Origin of the sequence: Oleidesulfovibrio sp. (assembly GCF_047973035.1) — a bacterium.
Taxonomy (GTDB): domain Bacteria; phylum Desulfobacterota; class Desulfovibrionia; order Desulfovibrionales; family Desulfovibrionaceae; genus Oleidesulfovibrio.
Genome location: NZ_JBKEBF010000046.1, coordinates 128,038 through 144,966, shown reverse-complemented (window position 1 = coordinate 144,966; position 16,929 = coordinate 128,038). Strand labels below are relative to the sequence as shown.

Annotated in this window: 14 protein-coding genes, 1 tRNA gene and 1 pseudogene; 5 read left to right on the top strand and 11 right to left on the bottom strand. The window is 52.1% G+C overall.

All coding sequences use genetic code 11. The annotated features are described in order from the left end of the window. The 4 genes and pseudogenes from ACK5LI_RS17355 to ACK5LI_RS17340 form a co-directional block, all read right to left on the bottom strand. Positions 1–509 (bottom strand): baseplate J/gp47 family protein (locus ACK5LI_RS17355; protein WP_416951711.1); only part of this gene is annotated, 509 nt, incomplete at its 3' end. Positions 510–652: 143 nt separating this feature from the next. After that, positions 653–1,204 (bottom strand): annotated as a pseudogene (locus tag ACK5LI_RS17350) (tyrosine-type recombinase/integrase); the annotation flags it as partial. Positions 1,205–1,380: 176 nt separating this feature from the next. Continuing rightward, positions 1,381–1,472 (bottom strand) — tRNA-Ser (locus ACK5LI_RS17345). A 173-nt stretch (positions 1,473–1,645) separates the two neighbouring features. Next, a complete protein-coding gene (locus tag ACK5LI_RS17340) occupies positions 1,646–3,298 on the bottom strand; it encodes a response regulator (RefSeq protein ID WP_416951709.1) in 1,653 nt (550 codons plus the stop codon). Between the two features lie 190 nt (positions 3,299–3,488). On the opposite strand from ACK5LI_RS17340, the gene rfbC reads away from it, so the two are divergent. From rfbC to qrcD, 5 genes are all read left to right on the top strand, one after another. Continuing rightward, positions 3,489–4,055 carry a dTDP-4-dehydrorhamnose 3,5-epimerase gene (rfbC, locus tag ACK5LI_RS17335; protein WP_416951707.1) on the top strand — a complete coding sequence of 189 codons (567 nt, stop codon included), beginning with the start codon at positions 3,489–3,491 and terminating at the stop codon, positions 4,053–4,055. Between the two features lie 657 nt (positions 4,056–4,712). Beyond that, positions 4,713–5,342 carry a menaquinone reductase multiheme cytochrome c subunit QrcA gene (qrcA, locus tag ACK5LI_RS17330; protein WP_416951705.1) on the top strand — a complete coding sequence of 210 codons (630 nt, stop codon included), beginning with the start codon at positions 4,713–4,715 and terminating at the stop codon, positions 5,340–5,342. A gap of 16 nt (positions 5,343–5,358) precedes the next feature. Then, complete coding sequence (qrcB, locus tag ACK5LI_RS17325) at positions 5,359–7,428, top strand: menaquinone reductase molybdopterin-binding-like subunit QrcB (RefSeq protein WP_416951703.1); 2,070 nt, start codon at positions 5,359–5,361, stop codon at positions 7,426–7,428. A gap of 12 nt (positions 7,429–7,440) precedes the next feature. Then, positions 7,441–8,208, top strand: coding sequence for a menaquinone reductase iron-sulfur cluster-binding subunit QrcC (gene qrcC / locus ACK5LI_RS17320; RefSeq protein WP_416951701.1), 768 nt, complete (start codon positions 7,441–7,443; stop codon positions 8,206–8,208). Positions 8,209–8,213: 5 nt separating this feature from the next. Then, positions 8,214–9,470, top strand: a complete 1,257-nt coding sequence (qrcD, locus tag ACK5LI_RS17315; RefSeq protein WP_416951699.1) for a menaquinone reductase integral membrane subunit QrcD — start codon at positions 8,214–8,216, stop codon at positions 9,468–9,470. A 625-nt stretch (positions 9,471–10,095) separates the two neighbouring features. Here qrcD and ACK5LI_RS17310 read toward each other — a convergent pair. From ACK5LI_RS17310 to ACK5LI_RS17280, 7 genes are all read right to left on the bottom strand, one after another. After that, positions 10,096–11,061, bottom strand: coding sequence for a hypothetical protein (locus ACK5LI_RS17310; protein ID WP_416951721.1), 966 nt, complete (start codon positions 11,059–11,061; stop codon positions 10,096–10,098). Positions 11,062–11,174: 113 nt separating this feature from the next. Continuing rightward, positions 11,175–11,843, bottom strand: coding sequence for a flagellar brake protein (locus ACK5LI_RS17305; protein ID WP_416951697.1), 669 nt, complete (start codon positions 11,841–11,843; stop codon positions 11,175–11,177). Between the two features lie 123 nt (positions 11,844–11,966). After that, on the bottom strand, positions 11,967–12,428 hold the full coding sequence (rnhA, locus tag ACK5LI_RS17300) for a ribonuclease HI (RefSeq protein ID WP_416951695.1): 462 nt from the start codon (positions 12,426–12,428) through the stop codon (positions 11,967–11,969). A gap of 6 nt (positions 12,429–12,434) precedes the next feature. Next, positions 12,435–12,944, bottom strand: a complete 510-nt coding sequence (locus ACK5LI_RS17295; RefSeq protein WP_416951693.1) for a TPM domain-containing protein — start codon at positions 12,942–12,944, stop codon at positions 12,435–12,437. 3 nt (positions 12,945–12,947) lie between these two features. Beyond that, a complete protein-coding gene (locus ACK5LI_RS17290; protein ID WP_416951691.1) occupies positions 12,948–14,714 on the bottom strand; it encodes an aldehyde ferredoxin oxidoreductase N-terminal domain-containing protein in 1,767 nt (588 codons plus the stop codon). Next, the gene (locus ACK5LI_RS17285) at positions 14,714–15,199 is read right to left on the bottom strand and encodes a 4Fe-4S binding protein (RefSeq protein ID WP_416951689.1); all 486 of its coding nucleotides are present in this window, start codon (positions 15,197–15,199) and stop codon (positions 14,714–14,716) included. Before ACK5LI_RS17285 ends, ACK5LI_RS17290 begins: the two co-directional genes overlap by 1 nt. Before the next feature lie 273 nt (positions 15,200–15,472). Beyond that, on the bottom strand, positions 15,473–16,846 hold the full coding sequence (locus tag ACK5LI_RS17280) for a phosphomannomutase/phosphoglucomutase (RefSeq protein WP_416951687.1): 1,374 nt from the start codon (positions 16,844–16,846) through the stop codon (positions 15,473–15,475). Positions 16,847–16,929: the final 83 nt, after the last annotated feature.

Sequence of the window (16,929 nt, the reverse complement as noted above, 5' to 3'; positions counted from 1 at the left end):
TCCGCCAGTACGGAAAGCGAAAAACGGCTGTGCGGCCATGTACGTGTCATGGAATAGTCGGAATTTTCGCGAAAGGCCGCCCGTATGCGCCCGTCCACGGCCTGCAGCAGCGCTGTTTTTTTATCGTCCTGCAGGTTGGGCACGGGGTGCACCGTGGCAGTCAGATGTACCGGCAGCGCAGGCATGGGAAAACACAGCATATCGTCGCCGTGGCCGTGGTTTCCGGCATCGCGCACATGGGCGTTTATGGTGTCTACAAACTCCTGCGGTGCAGGGCCGGAATCAATCATGATAAATGCATTGGCGCTGCCGGGGCCGCGCGGTGCCTCGTGCTGAAACACAATGTAGTCTGTGCGTATGCCCGCAAAGCTGGCAATGTCTGCCGTATAGGCCGCATCATGGTGATACTGGCCAACAGCGCTAAACTGGTTGCGGCAGCGCAGGCGCAGCTCTTCGTCCGTTTCTTCATCCGCACCGGGCACATGCAGCCAGTCAGGGCCATTAACCACAGATGCCACACCGGAAACGGGCTGCGGCAGAATGGAATAATAGTTGGGGCCAAGGTTATGGCCCGCATAAGCGCACCAGCACCAGCGGGGTCAACCACCGCACCAAAGTGGCCTTTTTTGCGCGAAGCCAAAGCCCCGCGCAAATCTCGGCACGGGTCACTAGGTATACGAGCGGTGGCCACAGCGTACCGAAAAACGAGCGAACATATCCCCAGCGTTTTACGGGCAGCCTCAACAGCGCCACGCCGTTCGATAATGCGCAAAGCATCAAGCACATGCAGCGGCTCAATCTCCACTATCCGCATCTTGCCTATCTGCGGAAACATGTACGATTCAAGACGCTGCAAAGTTGTTTTGTGGTGGCTCTCAGACCACACCGGCGCACGCATTGCCACCCACTCACGAGCAACAGTTTCAAATGTATCAGCCGATGCAACGCGCTTTCGTTCCACGCTGGGGTCAGTGCCAACCTGTACCAGCTCCCGCGCTTCATCGCGCTTTGCCCTAGCCTCTTTCAGCCCCACATCAGGAAACACCCCGAAGCTGATTCGCTTCTCTTTTCCGTTAATGCGATACTTAAAGCGCCACCGCTTGTTTCCTTTCGGCGGCACCTCAATATACAACCCTTCCGCATCATATACCTTATAGGTTTTCTCGGCGGGCTTCAGACTTTTAATCTTTTGCGCTGTCAGCATCTGGGGGCAACTCCGGCTAGCTTTGAAATGTTGCCCCCAAGAGTTGCCCCATTTTTTGCGTAGCTGTCAATACTACTCAGTACCACTCAGTACCACTCAGCATCACCTTAACACCCCAAAAACAAAGAGCCGCCGAGCACTCTTGAGCGCTCGGCGGCATCTAGTATCGTTCAAACTGGCGGAAGGGGAGGGATTCGAACCCCCGGAGAGCGCAAACCCTCAACGGTTTTCAAGACCGCCGCATTAAACCGGACTCTGCCACCCTTCCGCAAATTTTATCCGCCCCGCAGGGCAGGAACGTTCATATACAGTTGCTCGGGCAAAAGTGCAACCCTTTTGCATACGATACGAAACGGCTTCATGCCCAATAACAGAAAGCCGCGTTGCAACACGCCGAAATCGCAACCATGCAAAGCGTAAATGCTACTCTGCCCTTTCAACCTATTTTCTCGCTTGTAAAAAACGAATTATCAGGCTGCGCAGATTATCAGAGTTTATTGGCTTGCCAATATAATCATCCATTCCTGCAGCAAGAAACTTTTCCTTATCTCCCTTCATGGCATGAGCGGTCATAGCAATTATCGGTACATTACTGGGAGTTTTCATCCCTTGAGCTGCGCGAACGGCTTTTGTTGCTTCCATGCCATCCATTTCAGGCATCGCAATGTCCATCAGCACAAGGTCAAAATATTCCCTTGTCAAAGCAGGAACCACCTCACTGCCATCAGTTACACTGACAGACTCATAGCCCTGCTTCTGCAAAAATTTTTCGATGAACATCAGATTCATAGGATGATCTTCTGCCACAAGAATGCGCCCCCGAACCGGTGCAGGCTCTGCAGTGCGCGACTTAACCCGTACAGGCTCTTCGTCCAGTACAGCCATTCCGAAGCAAGCAGAAAAAATAAAAACACTCCCCTTATCCGGCGCGCTCTTAACGTTGATGTTCCCCCCCATCAGGCCGGTCAGACGTTTGCAGATGGCAAGCCCCAGCCCCGAGCCTTGGTGCCGTCGCGTAAAGGAAGCGTCAGCTTGGGCAAAGCTATCAAAAATAACTTCCTGATGTTGCTCCAGAATACCCGGGCCGGTATCCTGAACGCTGAACTGAAGAAGCACATCGTCATCACTGCGCTCTACCGTCGAGACATCCAGAATAACGCTGCCTTCTTCGGTAAACTTAAAGGCGTTATCCAACAGGTTAACCAAAATCTGTCTCAGGCGAAGAGGGTCGCCCATCAGGCCATCCGGCACATCAGGATCGATATTGATGGCAAAATGCAGATTACGTTCGGCTGCTCGGTGCACAAACATAGTATGAAGCGATGAGAGACGTTTGCTCAGCCTGAAAGCCTGATTATCAAGCTCTACCATCCCTGCTTCAATTTTTGAAAAATCCAGAATATCGTTGATAAGTGAAAGCAAGGCCTCGGCAGAGTTCTGCACAGCTTCCAGATATTCACGCTGCTCATCATCAAGATTTGTAGTCATGGCCAGATCGACCATTCCAAGAACCCCGTTCATCGGAGTTCGGATTTCATGACTCATGGAAGCCAGAAATTCGCTTTTGGCCCTGTCAGCCGATTCCGCAGCTTCTTTAGCCACACGCAGCTCACGCTCAAGATTCCGGGTTGCAGTGACATCCCGCACATATTCGGCGACCATGGTTACATGATCATCAGCGTCGTATACCGGAAAAACTGTTATCGACCGAAAGCTTTTCAACTCAGGATTATACATCTCGACGATACGTTGTTCACCCGAGACAAACACATCGGGAATGTAACAATCCTCACAATTGCGATCGCCGTGGAAGTGACATTGATAGCAACGAAGGCCATGCTTTGTGCCGCCGTGATGTTGCCAGCAGTCTCTGTCAGGAGCACAATTGCTGAACACCACTCTGCCTTCTTCGTCATGCACTGTAAGCATATCAGGAATAGCATTCAGAATGTTTTTCAACATCTCCCGCTCGTGCAAAAGGTCCTGCTCTCGCTGGCGCAGGCGTTCTACTTCTGCCTCCAGTACACGGGACTCCGCACCTTCTCCGTTTGTGGCGACAGCACAACTCTCTGTTACTTCTCGACGCGATGCCATGTAAACTTCCTGCCTTCAGTTATATAAAATACGCCTGCGTTCTACATCATCATGACCGCAATGGGCAACACCAGCTTTGCATAACGATTTAAACTGCTGCTTTATTCTTTAAAAATGACGATATTTACGGTATGTTTAGTCGGCTACGAAGCGCAGCAAAAAATGGTCTTCGCCAGCAAGGGAGTTATTAATGGAGTTCAGTAAAACCGAGTTTCCAGGTTTGATAATTATTCAGCCGCGAGTATTCCACGATGAGCGCGGTTTTTTTATAGAAAGTTACCAGTCAGAACTTTTTGCAAAAAACGGCATTGCACACGACTTCATCCAAGATAACCATGCCCGCTCGGAAGACGCAGGAGTCTTGCGCGGGCTTCACTTTCAACTTCCCCCCTTTGCGCAGGGCAAGCTGGTATGGGTGACACGCGGCAGCGTTTTTGATGTGGCGGTAGACTTGCGTAACGGCTCCCCTACCTTTGGAAAAACATTCACCACCACCCTCAGTGCAGACAACTTCACACGTCTTTTCATCCCTCGTGGCTTTGCACATGGTTACATGACGCTGGAAGTCGGTACGGAATTTCAATACAAAGTTGATGCATACTACGCACCTGCGCACGAAGCAGGCATAATCTGGAACGACCCGGACTTGAGCATTCCGTGGCCTGAAAATGTCACGCCGATACTCTCGCCCAAGGACCAGAATTTGCCAGCTTTCCGTGATTTTTCATCACCGTTTGTATACGCCTCTGGCAATTAGAAAAATTCACGTGCCGTCAAGTTCTCAAAGGTTAAGCCTTGTTAAAATGCACAGTCTGCCCCCCAGCAAGGTGTCAGAGTCTGGATATGTCGAATAGGAACTCTGGTCAGCGGCGAAAAATGCTTTTTTCAATTCGAAACACGCAACATACCGGCAGCACATAGTTTTCCAATCATAGAGATTCATATCCTGCGGGTGTTTCTACAATATAGAATACAAAATAAAACAGACCAGCAGAATCATTTCCATCCTTGTTATGCGCAAAGCGTGTTTCATTCCCCGGAACGCGCAGTTGTTATTCGACGAGCGCTACTTGTACGCCTGAAGGACAAGAATTGCTTTTATCGCAAAACAAGCGGCATGAATACCTGAACCAGTATTCATTGCACAGACAACCAACTCTGCATCATACTAAAAACACACCATTTATATACTTTAAAATATTTACAAATCAATTAAACATCATCATTCTCAAACGGTAACACCCTCAGACAGAGTACAAATAAAATCAATCAATATAGACAGTTGAAAAAACACACTCAACAGTTCGTGAATTTTTTCACCTTGACACCCTTTAAACCTGTCGCGTACTAAGTGCATCGTGGCAAGTGTGGGCATTTGTTATTCATCTTTCAAATAGCTAAGAGGCGAAGGGTTATGGAGGACAGGCATTTAGACAGTTCAGGCGACGGTAAAAGCCGTTGCTGCCGCGGTAGTGCGGCCCCCTTCTTCGTCGGTCTGGTAGTTGCACTCATCTTCGGGTGGTGGGTGTTTCCCGGAATGCTGTACAGCCAGAAGCAACAGCCGGTTCGGTTCAGCCACCCCGTCCATACTGAGGACGCAGGCATGGCATGTACCGACTGTCACTACTTCCGTGAAGACGGCACCTTTGCAGGTCTGCCTACTACGGAACAATGTGCTTCTTGCCATTCAGACGTGCTGGGTGAAGACCCCGAAGAAGCACGCTACGTCGAAGAGTACGTAAATCAAGGCAAAGAAGTTAAGTGGCTGGTGTACCAGATGCAGCCCGACAACGTCTTCTTCAGCCATGCCGCGCATAGCGAAGAATCGTGCAACCAGTGCCACGACTTCTCTACGCGCGACCTGTGCAACCAGTGTCACCCCGATGTCGCCGGAATGGATAATCCGCCGGTGTACAACGAAAACAAGCTGACCAAGTACAGCAAAGAAACCATGAAGATGTGGGAATGCGAACGGTGTCATGCCCATCCCGACCATTACGGGGTGACCCGCTCCAGCAACGCATGCTTCGTGTGTCACAAGTAAAAAGGGGTGTGGTGCAATGGCATTGGATAGAAGAGGATTCATGAAATTCGTCGCAGGCGGCACCGCCGGTATCATGGCTACGCCCCTGCCTTGGAAATTGCTCGATGATGTGAGCATCTGGACTCAGAACTGGCCCTGGATTCCGCGAAACATCGACGGAGCCAGCGAGTTCGTTCCCACTGTCAGCAAACTTTGCCCCTCATCTGTGGGCATAAAAGTACGGACTGTGGCTGGCCGCCCTGTCCGTGTAATAGGCGATCCGGATCATCCGCTGAGCCTTGGCGGTGTATCCGCCATCGCTGCCGCCGAAGTGCAAATGCTGTACAGCCCCTCACGCATGAAGCGCCCCCTGCGCCGTGCAGCTGATGGTGCCTATGTGGCTATCACATGGGATGAAGCACTTGCCATTCTGGAAGAACAACTTAGCGCTGTAAAAGGCTCCGGCGATAAGCTGGCCGCCCTTTCCGGCGATGAAAACGGTTCTATTAACGAAGTTCTTTCCGGCCTGCTGGCCAAAGCAGGATCGACCAACTTCTTCCTTATGCCCGGCGAGGCCCAGCCTGCCGCGCGCGCATGGGAGCTGATGGGCGGTCAGGGTCAGCCCGGCTACGACTTTGAAAACAGCGATTACGTTCTTGGCATCGGTGCTAACATTCTCGAATCTTGGGGCCCTGCCATTCGTCATCGCCATTTCTTTGCCCAGACGCATCCGCATGGCGAAGAACCCACAGCACGTTACGTTTTTGCCGGACCGGTACAAAACAACACCGCTGCAGGCGCCGATCAGTGGCTGCCCATTAAACCCGGCACAGAAGCTATCTTCGCGCTGGGTCTCGCCCACCTGCTGGTCAAAAACGGCGCAGTAGCCAACGTAGCGGACTTCGGTGCGTTCAAGGCATACGTAGCGGACTTCACCCCTGCCAAGGTTGCAAGCCTTACAGGCGTTGATCCCAAGACTCTGACCAAGGTTGCAAAAGAGCTGGCGACAGCCAAGCGTCCGCTGGTGGTTACCGGCTCCGAGTTCGATCAGGGTGCCGGTGCAGCTTCCGCCATGGCCGGTTTTGCGGTCAACCTGCTGCTGAACAGTGGTTCCATCAAGGCTCTGCCTGTGGCCGGCAACGCAGTTGCTGACGCCATGCCGCGCGGCCAGATGCTCAAGCAGGACTTCATTGCGTACCTTTCGCGCATCAACGCCGGTAAAGCAGCAGCCCCTCAGGTGCTGATCATCAACGAAGCCAACCCTGCTTATGCGCTGCCTCAGGCAGACGACATGGCCAAGGTTATGGAAAAGATTCCCTTCAAGGTTTCTTTCTCCACATTCCTTGATGAAACCGCAATGATGTGTGACCTTGTTCTGCCTGTACCTATGGGCATTGAGCGTCAGGATGACGTGAACACTCCTTACGGATGTGGTCAGGTTACTTACTGCATCGGCCAACAGGTTATCGAGCCTCTGGTTGACGCACGCCCCGCAGGCGATGTGCTGCTTTCCACAGCAGCTAAGCTGGGCATGGATATGGGTCACAGATCGTTTGAAAGCGTTCTGAAAGCCAAATCCGGCGCAGTGGGTGCAAGCTTCAAAAAGGTATCCGGCGGCACCGCTTATGTCAGCGACGCCACCCTGCCTCTGAACGGTATGTATCTGCGTCCTGACGTGCTGAAGCAGGCTGTTGACACGAAGAGTCCGGCAGAACCCTTTGCAATCGCCCCTGTTCACAAGCTGAACATCGGCACCAGCACCACCGCAACGCCGCCCTTCAACACCAAAACCATCCGCCGCTGGGAACTTCAGGGCGATGTGTTCTACGTGATGATGAACGCGGCAACCGCGAGCAAGCTGGGTGTAAAGCAGCATGACACCGTTACCTTGACCAACAAGGACGGCGCCATCACTGCCCGCGTGAACATTTTTGAAGGCGTAATTTCCGATACCGTAGCAATTCTGCTTGGTTTCGGTCACACCGCATTCGATCAGTTCAGCAAAGGCAAGGGTGAAAACGTCATGCATCTGCTTACAGCAGGATTCGAGCCGGTTACCGGACTTTCTGTCTGGAACCGTGCCGGCGTGAACATTGCCAAAGCATAAGGGAAGTACGTCATGGCCTCTATAAAGGAATTCAAAATAAAATGGGGTATGGCAATCGACCTCGACAAGTGCACGGGTTGCGGCGCGTGCATGGTCGCCTGCCAGGCTGAAAACAACCTTGCCCCTGCTCCAGACGCTACCAACAAGCTTAAAGTTATGAACTGGCTTGTTGTTTATGAGATGTCCAACAAAAAACCTTTCCCCGATCACGACGTGGCTTACCTGCCGCGGCCCTGCCAGCAGTGCGGTCATCCCCCCTGCGTGTCTGTGTGCCCGGTTATCGCCACTGACAAGAACGAGGAAGGTGGCATTGTAAGTCAGGTTACTCCCCGCTGTATCGGTTGCCGGTACTGCATGGCTGCCTGCCCTTACCATGCCCGTTACTTCAACTGGTACGATCCGATCTGGCCCGAAGGCATGGAAAAGACCCTGACCCCCGACGTTTCTGTACGCCCCCGCGGCGTAGTGGAAAAGTGCTCTTTCTGTCACCATCGTATGATGGCCGCCAGAGACAAGGCGCGAGTCGAAGGTCGTGATCCCGATGCTCTGGAAGATGGTGAATATATCACTTCGTGCACCGAAGCGTGCCCGAACGGTGCTATCGTATTCGGCGATCTGCTCAATCCTGACCACAAGGTTTACGAGCTTTCTCGCAGCAAATACGCTTTCCGCCTTCTTGAAAGACTGGGAGCCGACACTCAGGTGTACTACCTGAGCCGTCGCGAGTGGGTACGTCGCCTCGGTGACAACTATCTTGAACACGAAAAGGTCAAGGGGTAGCTCTCATGGAAAAGAACTACGATCTTCCCGTTGATCACGAGTTGTTCCCAGTGGGAACCAAACGCTGCTCCTTCAGCAAGTTCTCCGTTTGGATGGGTGTTGTAGGTATTGTACTGGCGTGGGGCGTTTATGCCGCATTCCGCGTACTGCGCTATGGCCTTGGTGAAACAGCTCTTGACGACTACTTCGGTTTCGGACTCTGGATCACCTTTGACCTTGCGGTCATCGCGCTGGGTGCCGGTGCATTCTTCACCGGTCTGCTGCGCTATATTCTGAATATTGATCCGCTTAAGCACATCATCAACCTCGCGGTTATCATCGGCTTTATCTGCTACTCCGGCGCCATGATCATTCTGGTTCTGGATATCGGTCAGCCGCTGAGAGCCTGGTTCGGTTACTGGCATGCAAACGTCCACTCCATGCTGACAGAAGTTATCTTCTGCATCACCTGTTACTGCATCGTGCTGATCATTGAGTACATCCCGCTGATCCTCGAGCAGCGCCAGCTGAACAAGATACCTTTCCTGCATCACGTAGCGCATAACCTGCACGTTGTGATGCCTCTGTTCGCCGGTGTCGGTGCGTTTCTGTCCACCTTCCACCAGGGTTCGCTTGGCGGCATGTACGGCGTTCTGTTCGGACGTCCTTACATTCTGCGTGACGGCTTCTTCATCTGGCCCTGGACATTCTTCCTGTTCGTTATTTCCGCAGTGGGCTCCGGTCCGGTATTCACCGTACTGATTGCCACCCTGATGGAAAAAATGACCGGCAAGAAACTGGTCAGCTGGGAAGTAAAATCCCTGATGGGTAAAATCGCCGGTGCCATGCTGGCTGTGTACCTTGTATTCAAGTTCGCAGACACTTGGGCATGGGCTGTTGATGTACTGCCGCGTTCCGGTCTGACTTTTGATCAGAACTTCTATGGCTGGATTTATGGCAAGTGGTTGCTGTGGGCAGAGCTTGGCCTCTGCGGCGTGATCCCTTGCATTATCCTTCTGACCCCCAGCCTGCGCAATCGTCCCGGCCTGTTCTACACGGCTGCGATTCTTGACTGCGTCGGCATTACCATTAACCGTTACGTTTTCACTGTTCAGGCTCTGGCTATGCCGGTTATGCCCTTCGACAGCTGGGAAACGTACAACCCGAACTGGGCCGAATGGGGAGCCAGTGCGATGGTTCTTGCCTACGGTGCCATCATCCTGAGCCTCTCCTACCGCTATCTGCCCGTCTTCCCTCAAGAGAAGAAGCTGAACGCGGAATAACAGGTCGGATTGCTAGCTTAAAGTCAGGCGGAGCGGGGTTGTCCCGCTCCGCTTTTTTGTTCCTACCGGAACAGCTTAAGAGCAGAGCCAAGCGGCAATTCAGACGCAACGATGCTTATTGCGCTTTGTGCGTAAGTCGTTTCGGAAAAAAAGCTCATTGCAGTTCTCGCTTTTAAGAGGACTATCATCTTACGCAAACAACGATTACTGCCACATATCCGAGCAGCATATAACGACAATCTGTTTATCCGGCATGTATGTCTTCAATTCCAGCTAGTAACGCTCATTTTCTAATCCGCCAATCCAGCCTTATCATTTTAGAAACACTCATCTTAATCTTAGTCCCCTCACACACAAACGAAGCCTATTGGAACACCTGAGGCAAAGCAGATCAAAGGGCACCTAATTGGATCCCCTTATATGCAAAGAGGCTTCTGAGCCGGATGATCGAGAAACAAAGGAAAGAAAAGAGAGGTGCCGAGACATCAGAAAAACACTAAAAAGCAGATAATATCCTGACAGGAAATGCAAAAAGCAATCAAAAGGAGCTCGTACAAAAGGGCCCAGCACCCTCAACAGCCCTCAAGCGAAGAGAAAAGATAGCGCGCCAAAATCTTATGGAAAGTTAGGAAGGCATAGTAAGCGCGTAAAAGACTATGCCTACAAGAATGATGCTCCCGGCCCGAAGTGTCTGGTTCGCAGCAATAAGAACCAGAGCAAGACGTGGCTGAAAGATACCGGCATAAGAAGGAAACTGATGGCGGAAGGCCCGCATGGGAGTTGAAAGAACATTGCCTGCCATCAAGGCGATAATGATTTCACGCCAACCGACACTACCGGAATCGACCAACGCACCCGCAGCAGAAATAGCAGGTGTGAACTCGGCTGCAATATGCAAAATCACGACAGAAAGCGTCTGAGGTTCCAGAAACGCCAGAAACTGAACATATTCCTGCATAAACGTTTCAATGGCAGCAAACCCCCCAGAGCGTTGCAGGATAAATACCAACGTATACACAGGCACTGTGATGTATAAAATACGCGGCATCCGCTTACGGAACCGCTTGAGGCTACGCTGCACTGCTTCGTGCCATGTGGCAGGCGTATATTCATCCAGCCTGCACGACACACAGCCTTCGGGAAGCGGCGGTAAAAAAAGTCGCCCGAAAACAAGTACTGAAACAGTGCGCAGCATGGCCGCAACCAACGTCAACGCCACATATACAGCGCCAACCCAGCCAAGAACTGAAATTACAAGCATGCCCATGGTCGGCAGATGTAAAAAATACGCCGGCATGGAGTTAAAAATATTAGCCAGAATAAGCTCGCGCCGCGAAAGCTCACCTTTTTCATAACCTTCAGCCAGCATGGTGTTGGCTGCAATGGAAGAAACAAAGGCCAGAGAAAAAGCAGCACCGGAAATATCGCGCAGATGACCGACCTGTACCAGCGGAGCGGCAACCTTGGCCACACCGCGAGTCCAGTTCAGGGCTTCGATAATATTGGCGAGCAGCAGGCTGAATGACAACAACACTATCAGCCGGAGCAGCGGCTTGATAAGCCCGCTCCACCATATCTGCGCGTCAGCCATCCACTCGAAACCTGTCACAACCCCTCCCGAACCAGTTATATGTCAGCCGCTGCAATACGTGCTCATTACAGATAAATACGGCGTGGTAACAGATACCACACCGTATATCTACCCTATGCGAAAGAAGAAACCTGTTCCAGATATTCCTGAATCTGCAATAGCTCTTCTTTCCCCAGATCACGGAACTGCAGCCCCAGCTGCATACGTGATACATCCTGCGATACGTTTTTCAACAGGCATGAAATGGAAATATCCCCTTTGCCTGCATACAGGCTGAGCTGCAGAATGAGCATGTCGCCCGGGCTAATCCCTTTGACCGGATCAGAAGATTTGATTTCAAGCACAACCTTACCGCCGCCGGAACTCAGATCGACCATCACACAACGGTATTCGCCATGCCGGCAATGCAACCTGCCCGGCAACAGGCAGTCGATACGTTTGTGCTGGCGCAGATCAAGCTGCTCCACAAACTTGGGATACTCTACAAATACAAGCGAAGCAGGCTTCAGGATGTGATTTACTATCACTGTTGAAAAGCCATAAATGCTGCCGCCTTGCATATATCGCACAGTCAACTGCTCACCGGGAATAAGTTTGCTGCGAATCCCCGGAACCAGCGGCATTTTAAGGATGAGAAATTCGTATGGATACAACCCCACCAACTCTGAAGCCAGATTATCGCGTATGCCTTTTATATTCAGCAATAAGCGCGTCCCTGTTCCGATAGAAAGACTTACACCGGCGTTACGCTTTGTCTGCGCCGGTATGGCTTCTGCCTGCATAATGTCGTTCCCCTATGGCAGTCATGCTGAGGCAAAATGCCGTATTCAGCCTGCCCGCTTGTCCGGCCGGTACTGTTAGTCTGCTCTCCCGCCTAACAGCCGGCCACCCCCAATGCGGCTTGCCTATTCAGCTTGAATATCCGGAGGCAATCCCGGACGCGAAGCATGATCGCGGGCAATAGTATCGCAAAGTTCATTTTCCGGATGTCCGCTATGTCCCCGCACCCAATGAAACCGCACGGAGTGCTTGGACAACAACGGCAAGAGCCGCGTCCACAAATCTTTATTTTTCACAGGCTTTTTAGCAGCTGTTTTCCAGCCGTTAACTTGCCAGGAATCCAGCCATTTTTTTTCAACAGCGTTCCGCACATACTGGGAATCAGTGTATAAAGCCACAGAGCATGGCTCCTTCAGCGCGCTCAACCCTTCGATAACCGCAAGAATTTCCATACGGTTATTGGTTGTACCGGAAAAACCACCCCCGAATTCCTTTTGTGTATCGCCATAACGCAATACAGCAGCCCACCCGCCCGGGCCGGGATTGCCGAGGCATGAGCCATCCGTAAACATCTGTATCTGCTTCATAATATATTATTTTGCGGACAAGCCGCCCCATATCAGTTTGAGTGCATCTGCAACAGCCAGCCCCCACTGGCCGTTTTCAAAATACGGTATAAAGTGCGTGTTCTGCAACGAATACATAAAGTCATCGCCCAAAGCTTTTCGCACAAGTGGCGGGAACTCAACAAGAGCCTGTTTATGTGGTGGACTTATAATGATGTACAACGTTCTGGAATCAACTTGCGGCAATGTCACTTCACTTTTTACAACATGAATGCGCACCTTGATGCCATATTCACTGTTAAACCGTGTCGCCATCGAACGCAGACCATCTGTTTCTTCTTCATGCAGCACTCCGGCCTCATCCCACACTGCACCGCGAGTCTGTAACGTTTCCAAAGCGGTTTCAGAGTTCATCCAGAACCCCCAACCGGCAAGCCCGAAAACACCCAGCAACAGTAAGGCGCGCAAAAGCTTTTCTTTTGGGCTGCTACCTGTCACCAGCGGGCCACGCATGGCACCGCGCGCTCTGAAAAACATCCGTTACTGCCCCCTGCCAGAAGAATATGCCGCCATTTGTTTAATAGAGGCAGAATAGCGGGCCTTCAAGGCTTCCATATAGGTTGTATCGATGGGGCCTTTCCAAGTAACAACCTCCGTGAAACGCTTCGGTATTTCCACTGCATCCACATCGAAACCTGTAGCAATTTTTAAACGCCAGCGCTCAGACTGAACCACTCGCCCTGCTTCATCTAAGTTGTCAGCGACATCTGTCATGCCAAGGGATGCAAGCGCCTCCTGCAAACGTTCCGGCGTATATGCCTTGCGAGAAAACATACAGGCCACCATACAGTTGATCAAAATACGCTTATGCTCGTCATCCACCAGAAAACTGATGGCCTTATCCGCATCTTTGTCTTTAGCGGTCTGGTCGTATGCATAACCGCCGCTGTCCAGATGCGAATGGCGAAAGCCCATAGCCTGTGAAACAAAGAACACCTCACCCGTGGCATAACCAGCCATCTCCTGACCCAGCACACAGGTAAAATCACTACCGCCGAACTGCGCGGCGGCTTTTCCTGCTCCCTGACCAAGCAGGCGATAAAATTCATTACTGCCGCGCACCAGATGTTGCATGGCCGCTACAAAGCTATGAACATCGCCAAACCGTATGGGGTCTATGGTTTCTTTTTCAGATACCACGCCCTTTTCCAGCGCTTCAGCGGCCCATGCCAATGCGACCCCGCTGCTCATGCAATCAAGGCCCATTTTCTCGGTTTCATCCAGCAGCACAAGAACATCCGAAGCATTTGTCAGCCCCAGCATGGACCCTTGGGCAAAAATTGGCTCGTAATCGTAGGAAACCTGTTTATACAAGTATTCATGGTCGCTGGCGAACTGCTGCCGCAACAAGCCGATATGAATGCAACCGACAGGACAGCCGGCGCAAGCTGTCTGGCGCAGAAGCAACTGCTCGGCAAAACGCTCACCGGAAATTCCGTCAATTTCCGGATCAGTAGTCTGTTGCAGGTTACGCCACGGCAACGCTTTAAGCTCGTTCAATACCAGCAGGTTTTCTGCCGTTCCAAGGTCATGATACTTCTGCATCATGCTGGTACCGGTCACTTCGCGATAGATGGTACGAAACAGCTTGGGGTATTCTTTGCTCTCCGGCAGTGTAAAGCTGCCGTCACCAAGCACAACAATACCTTTAATCTTCTTCTGCCCCATTACTGCGCCCGACCCCATCCTGCCGAAATGACGGAACGAGTCCACGTTAATGCAGGCATACCCCAGCCCGTTTTCACCCGCAGGGCCGATGCGCAACGAACTGCGGTGACCATGTCCGTCTTTGCCGAACCGGCGCATATATTTACCCGCGGTAAACACATCCTGCCCGCTCATATAATGAACATCGTGCACTTCCACACGGCGCGCGCCCACCACCAGACAAGACAACGACTTTGCCTTTCCGGTAATCATCAGGGCATCATATCCGGAAAAGCGCAGGGCAAGAGCAAGCCTGCCGCCCGCGTGGCTTTCTGACCATTCCCCCGTGTAGGGTGATCTGAACCCGCAGACGACTTTGCTCATAAGCGGAAAGAATCCGGTCAAAGGGCCGATGGCAAAGATAAGCGGCTGGCGCGGGTCATCGGCAGGGGCATCATCTACGCCGAATTCATTATACAAAGCAGCAGCAAGGCCGCTGCCACCAATATGGTCAACACGGTTGCCGTAGTTAATCACCCGAGATGCACCGGAATCCATATCCACATGCAACACTCTGGAATATGTAAAGTCGATACGCATTACGCCTCCCCGCCGCCTTTTCCGGCTACGGCATCATCAACGTCAGCCGCGCCAAGCTCTGTTCCGTAGGCTTGCCGGTCTTTTGCCACGTCCACCATTTCAAGGCACTCATGCGGACAGAACTGAACACACCGGCCGCAGTGGATACACACATATGGAAACGATTCTTCCGGATCAATATAAATGGCCTCGACAGGACAGGCTTCTGCACAGTTGCCGCATCGTATACACAAGTTACGATCAACCTTTACGCCTCCCCCTTCACGCTGAGTAAGCGAACCCGTCGGGCAGGCTGTGGCACATGCCGCAGGTTGGCAGGCAACGCAGGTTCTGGCTTCAAATCCGGTAGACAGCCCACCGGCAGAAGAAATACGGATTCCAGCGGTAGTCCAGGACAACCGCTTGTGAACCAGTCGCGCACAGGAAAGTGAACACGAGTGACACCCGATACAACGTTCCATGCGTGAGGCACGTAAAATTTTCATCGCCGTAAACTCCTCCCGCCGGACTGTTCCGACGGGCTTACGTCATTCTCTGGCTGTTCTTTTTCTGACAGCGTCATAACAATCTGCCAAAGTCGTATGGTAGCAGGTGCGCCTGCTCAACTACGTAACCATGCCAGATATGCACACAAAAGCAAGCTGGTGAGAAAGTTTCCGCCGCAACTATACAGCGTGAACACAGCAAAACGCCAAAAGCGCTAAAACACGCGAAGCACAAAGGCGCACCCCACGTGTTTCAGCAACATTATATCCGAGTTAGGAAATCGCCTCAGAGGCTTCCTGCACCCACTTGCGTAGCGGCACTTCTACTATATCGCGAATTTCCTGCAAGCGTTCAGGAGTTTCCGCTTCAAAACGCAGCACCAGCACGGGCTGAGTATTAGAAGCACGTACAAGCCCCCAGCCGTCATCAAATAAAAGTCGGGCGCCGTCGATGGTGTTTACGCGATATTTAGCACTGAAGTATTCCTGTGCTTTTTTCACCACATCAAACTTCACAGCATCAGGACAATCCACATGCAGTTCCGGCGTGTTGGCAGTCTCAGGCCATCCGGGCATGGCGGATACAGGCTCATCCGAACCTGCCAGAATCTCTAGGAAACGGGCAGCTCCGTAAATGGCATCATCAAAGCCGTACCAGCGGTCATTGAAGAACATATGCCCGCTCATCTCGCCTGCCAGTTTGGCATCGGCTTCCAGCATTTTCGACTTCATCACAGAGTGGCCTGTTATCCACATAAGAGCCTCGCCACCACGGCTCTCGATATCTTTAAACAGCAGATGAGAGCATTTCACGTCACCCATCACCAGAGCGCCGGGAAAGCGCTCCAGAGTCTCGCGCGCATACATGGAAAGCAGTTCATCGCCAAACAGCAGGCGCCCGTTTTCATCAACAACCCCCAGTCTGTCCGCATCGCCGTCCAGCCCGATACCGCAGTCTGCCTTTTCCTGCGCGACACGGGCTTTCAGGTCTGTCATATTCTTTTCCACCACAGGGTCAGGGTGATGGTTGGGGAAGCTGCCGTCCGGCTCGCAGTACTGCTCTATAACCTCTGCCCCGATGCGCTTCAGCAGAGCTGCGCACACAAGGCCGCCGGAACCGTTTCCGCCGTCCAGCACAACTTTTACCGGACGCGCCAGCCTGATGTCTTTTGCAGCCTGTTTGATATAATCAGGAATGATGTCCACTTCACAACCCATACCGCTGCCGGTTTCAAAATCTTCCGCAGCCATGATGTTATAAATGGACTCAATTTCTGTGGTATGAATAGTCGTTTCACCCGCCCATACTTTAAACCCGTTATACTCAGGCGGGTTGTGGCTGGCAGTGATCACGACTCCGCCCTTACGGTTAAGATGCTTCACCGCAAAATACAGAACAGGTGTGGGAACCATACCGACGCTGGTAACATCAAGGCCGGTGGAAAGCATACCGGCAACCAGAGCAGTATGATATGCCGGAGAGCTGTGGCGGCAATCATGACCGGTAACGGCAGCGGGTATCCCCCTGCGCAGCAGGTACGTACCCACAGCCTGTCCGAGTCGGCGGACCCATTCCTCGTCAAAGTCAATATCTACCAGACCACGAATATCATAAGCTCTGAAAACGCCTTTGTTTACGGGCTTCATTTTCACTCCCTCTTTGCAACAGTTTACTGCAGGGTGATTCATTAACAAACTTTCTTCCGAGTCTACTTGACCACCCCGTACAA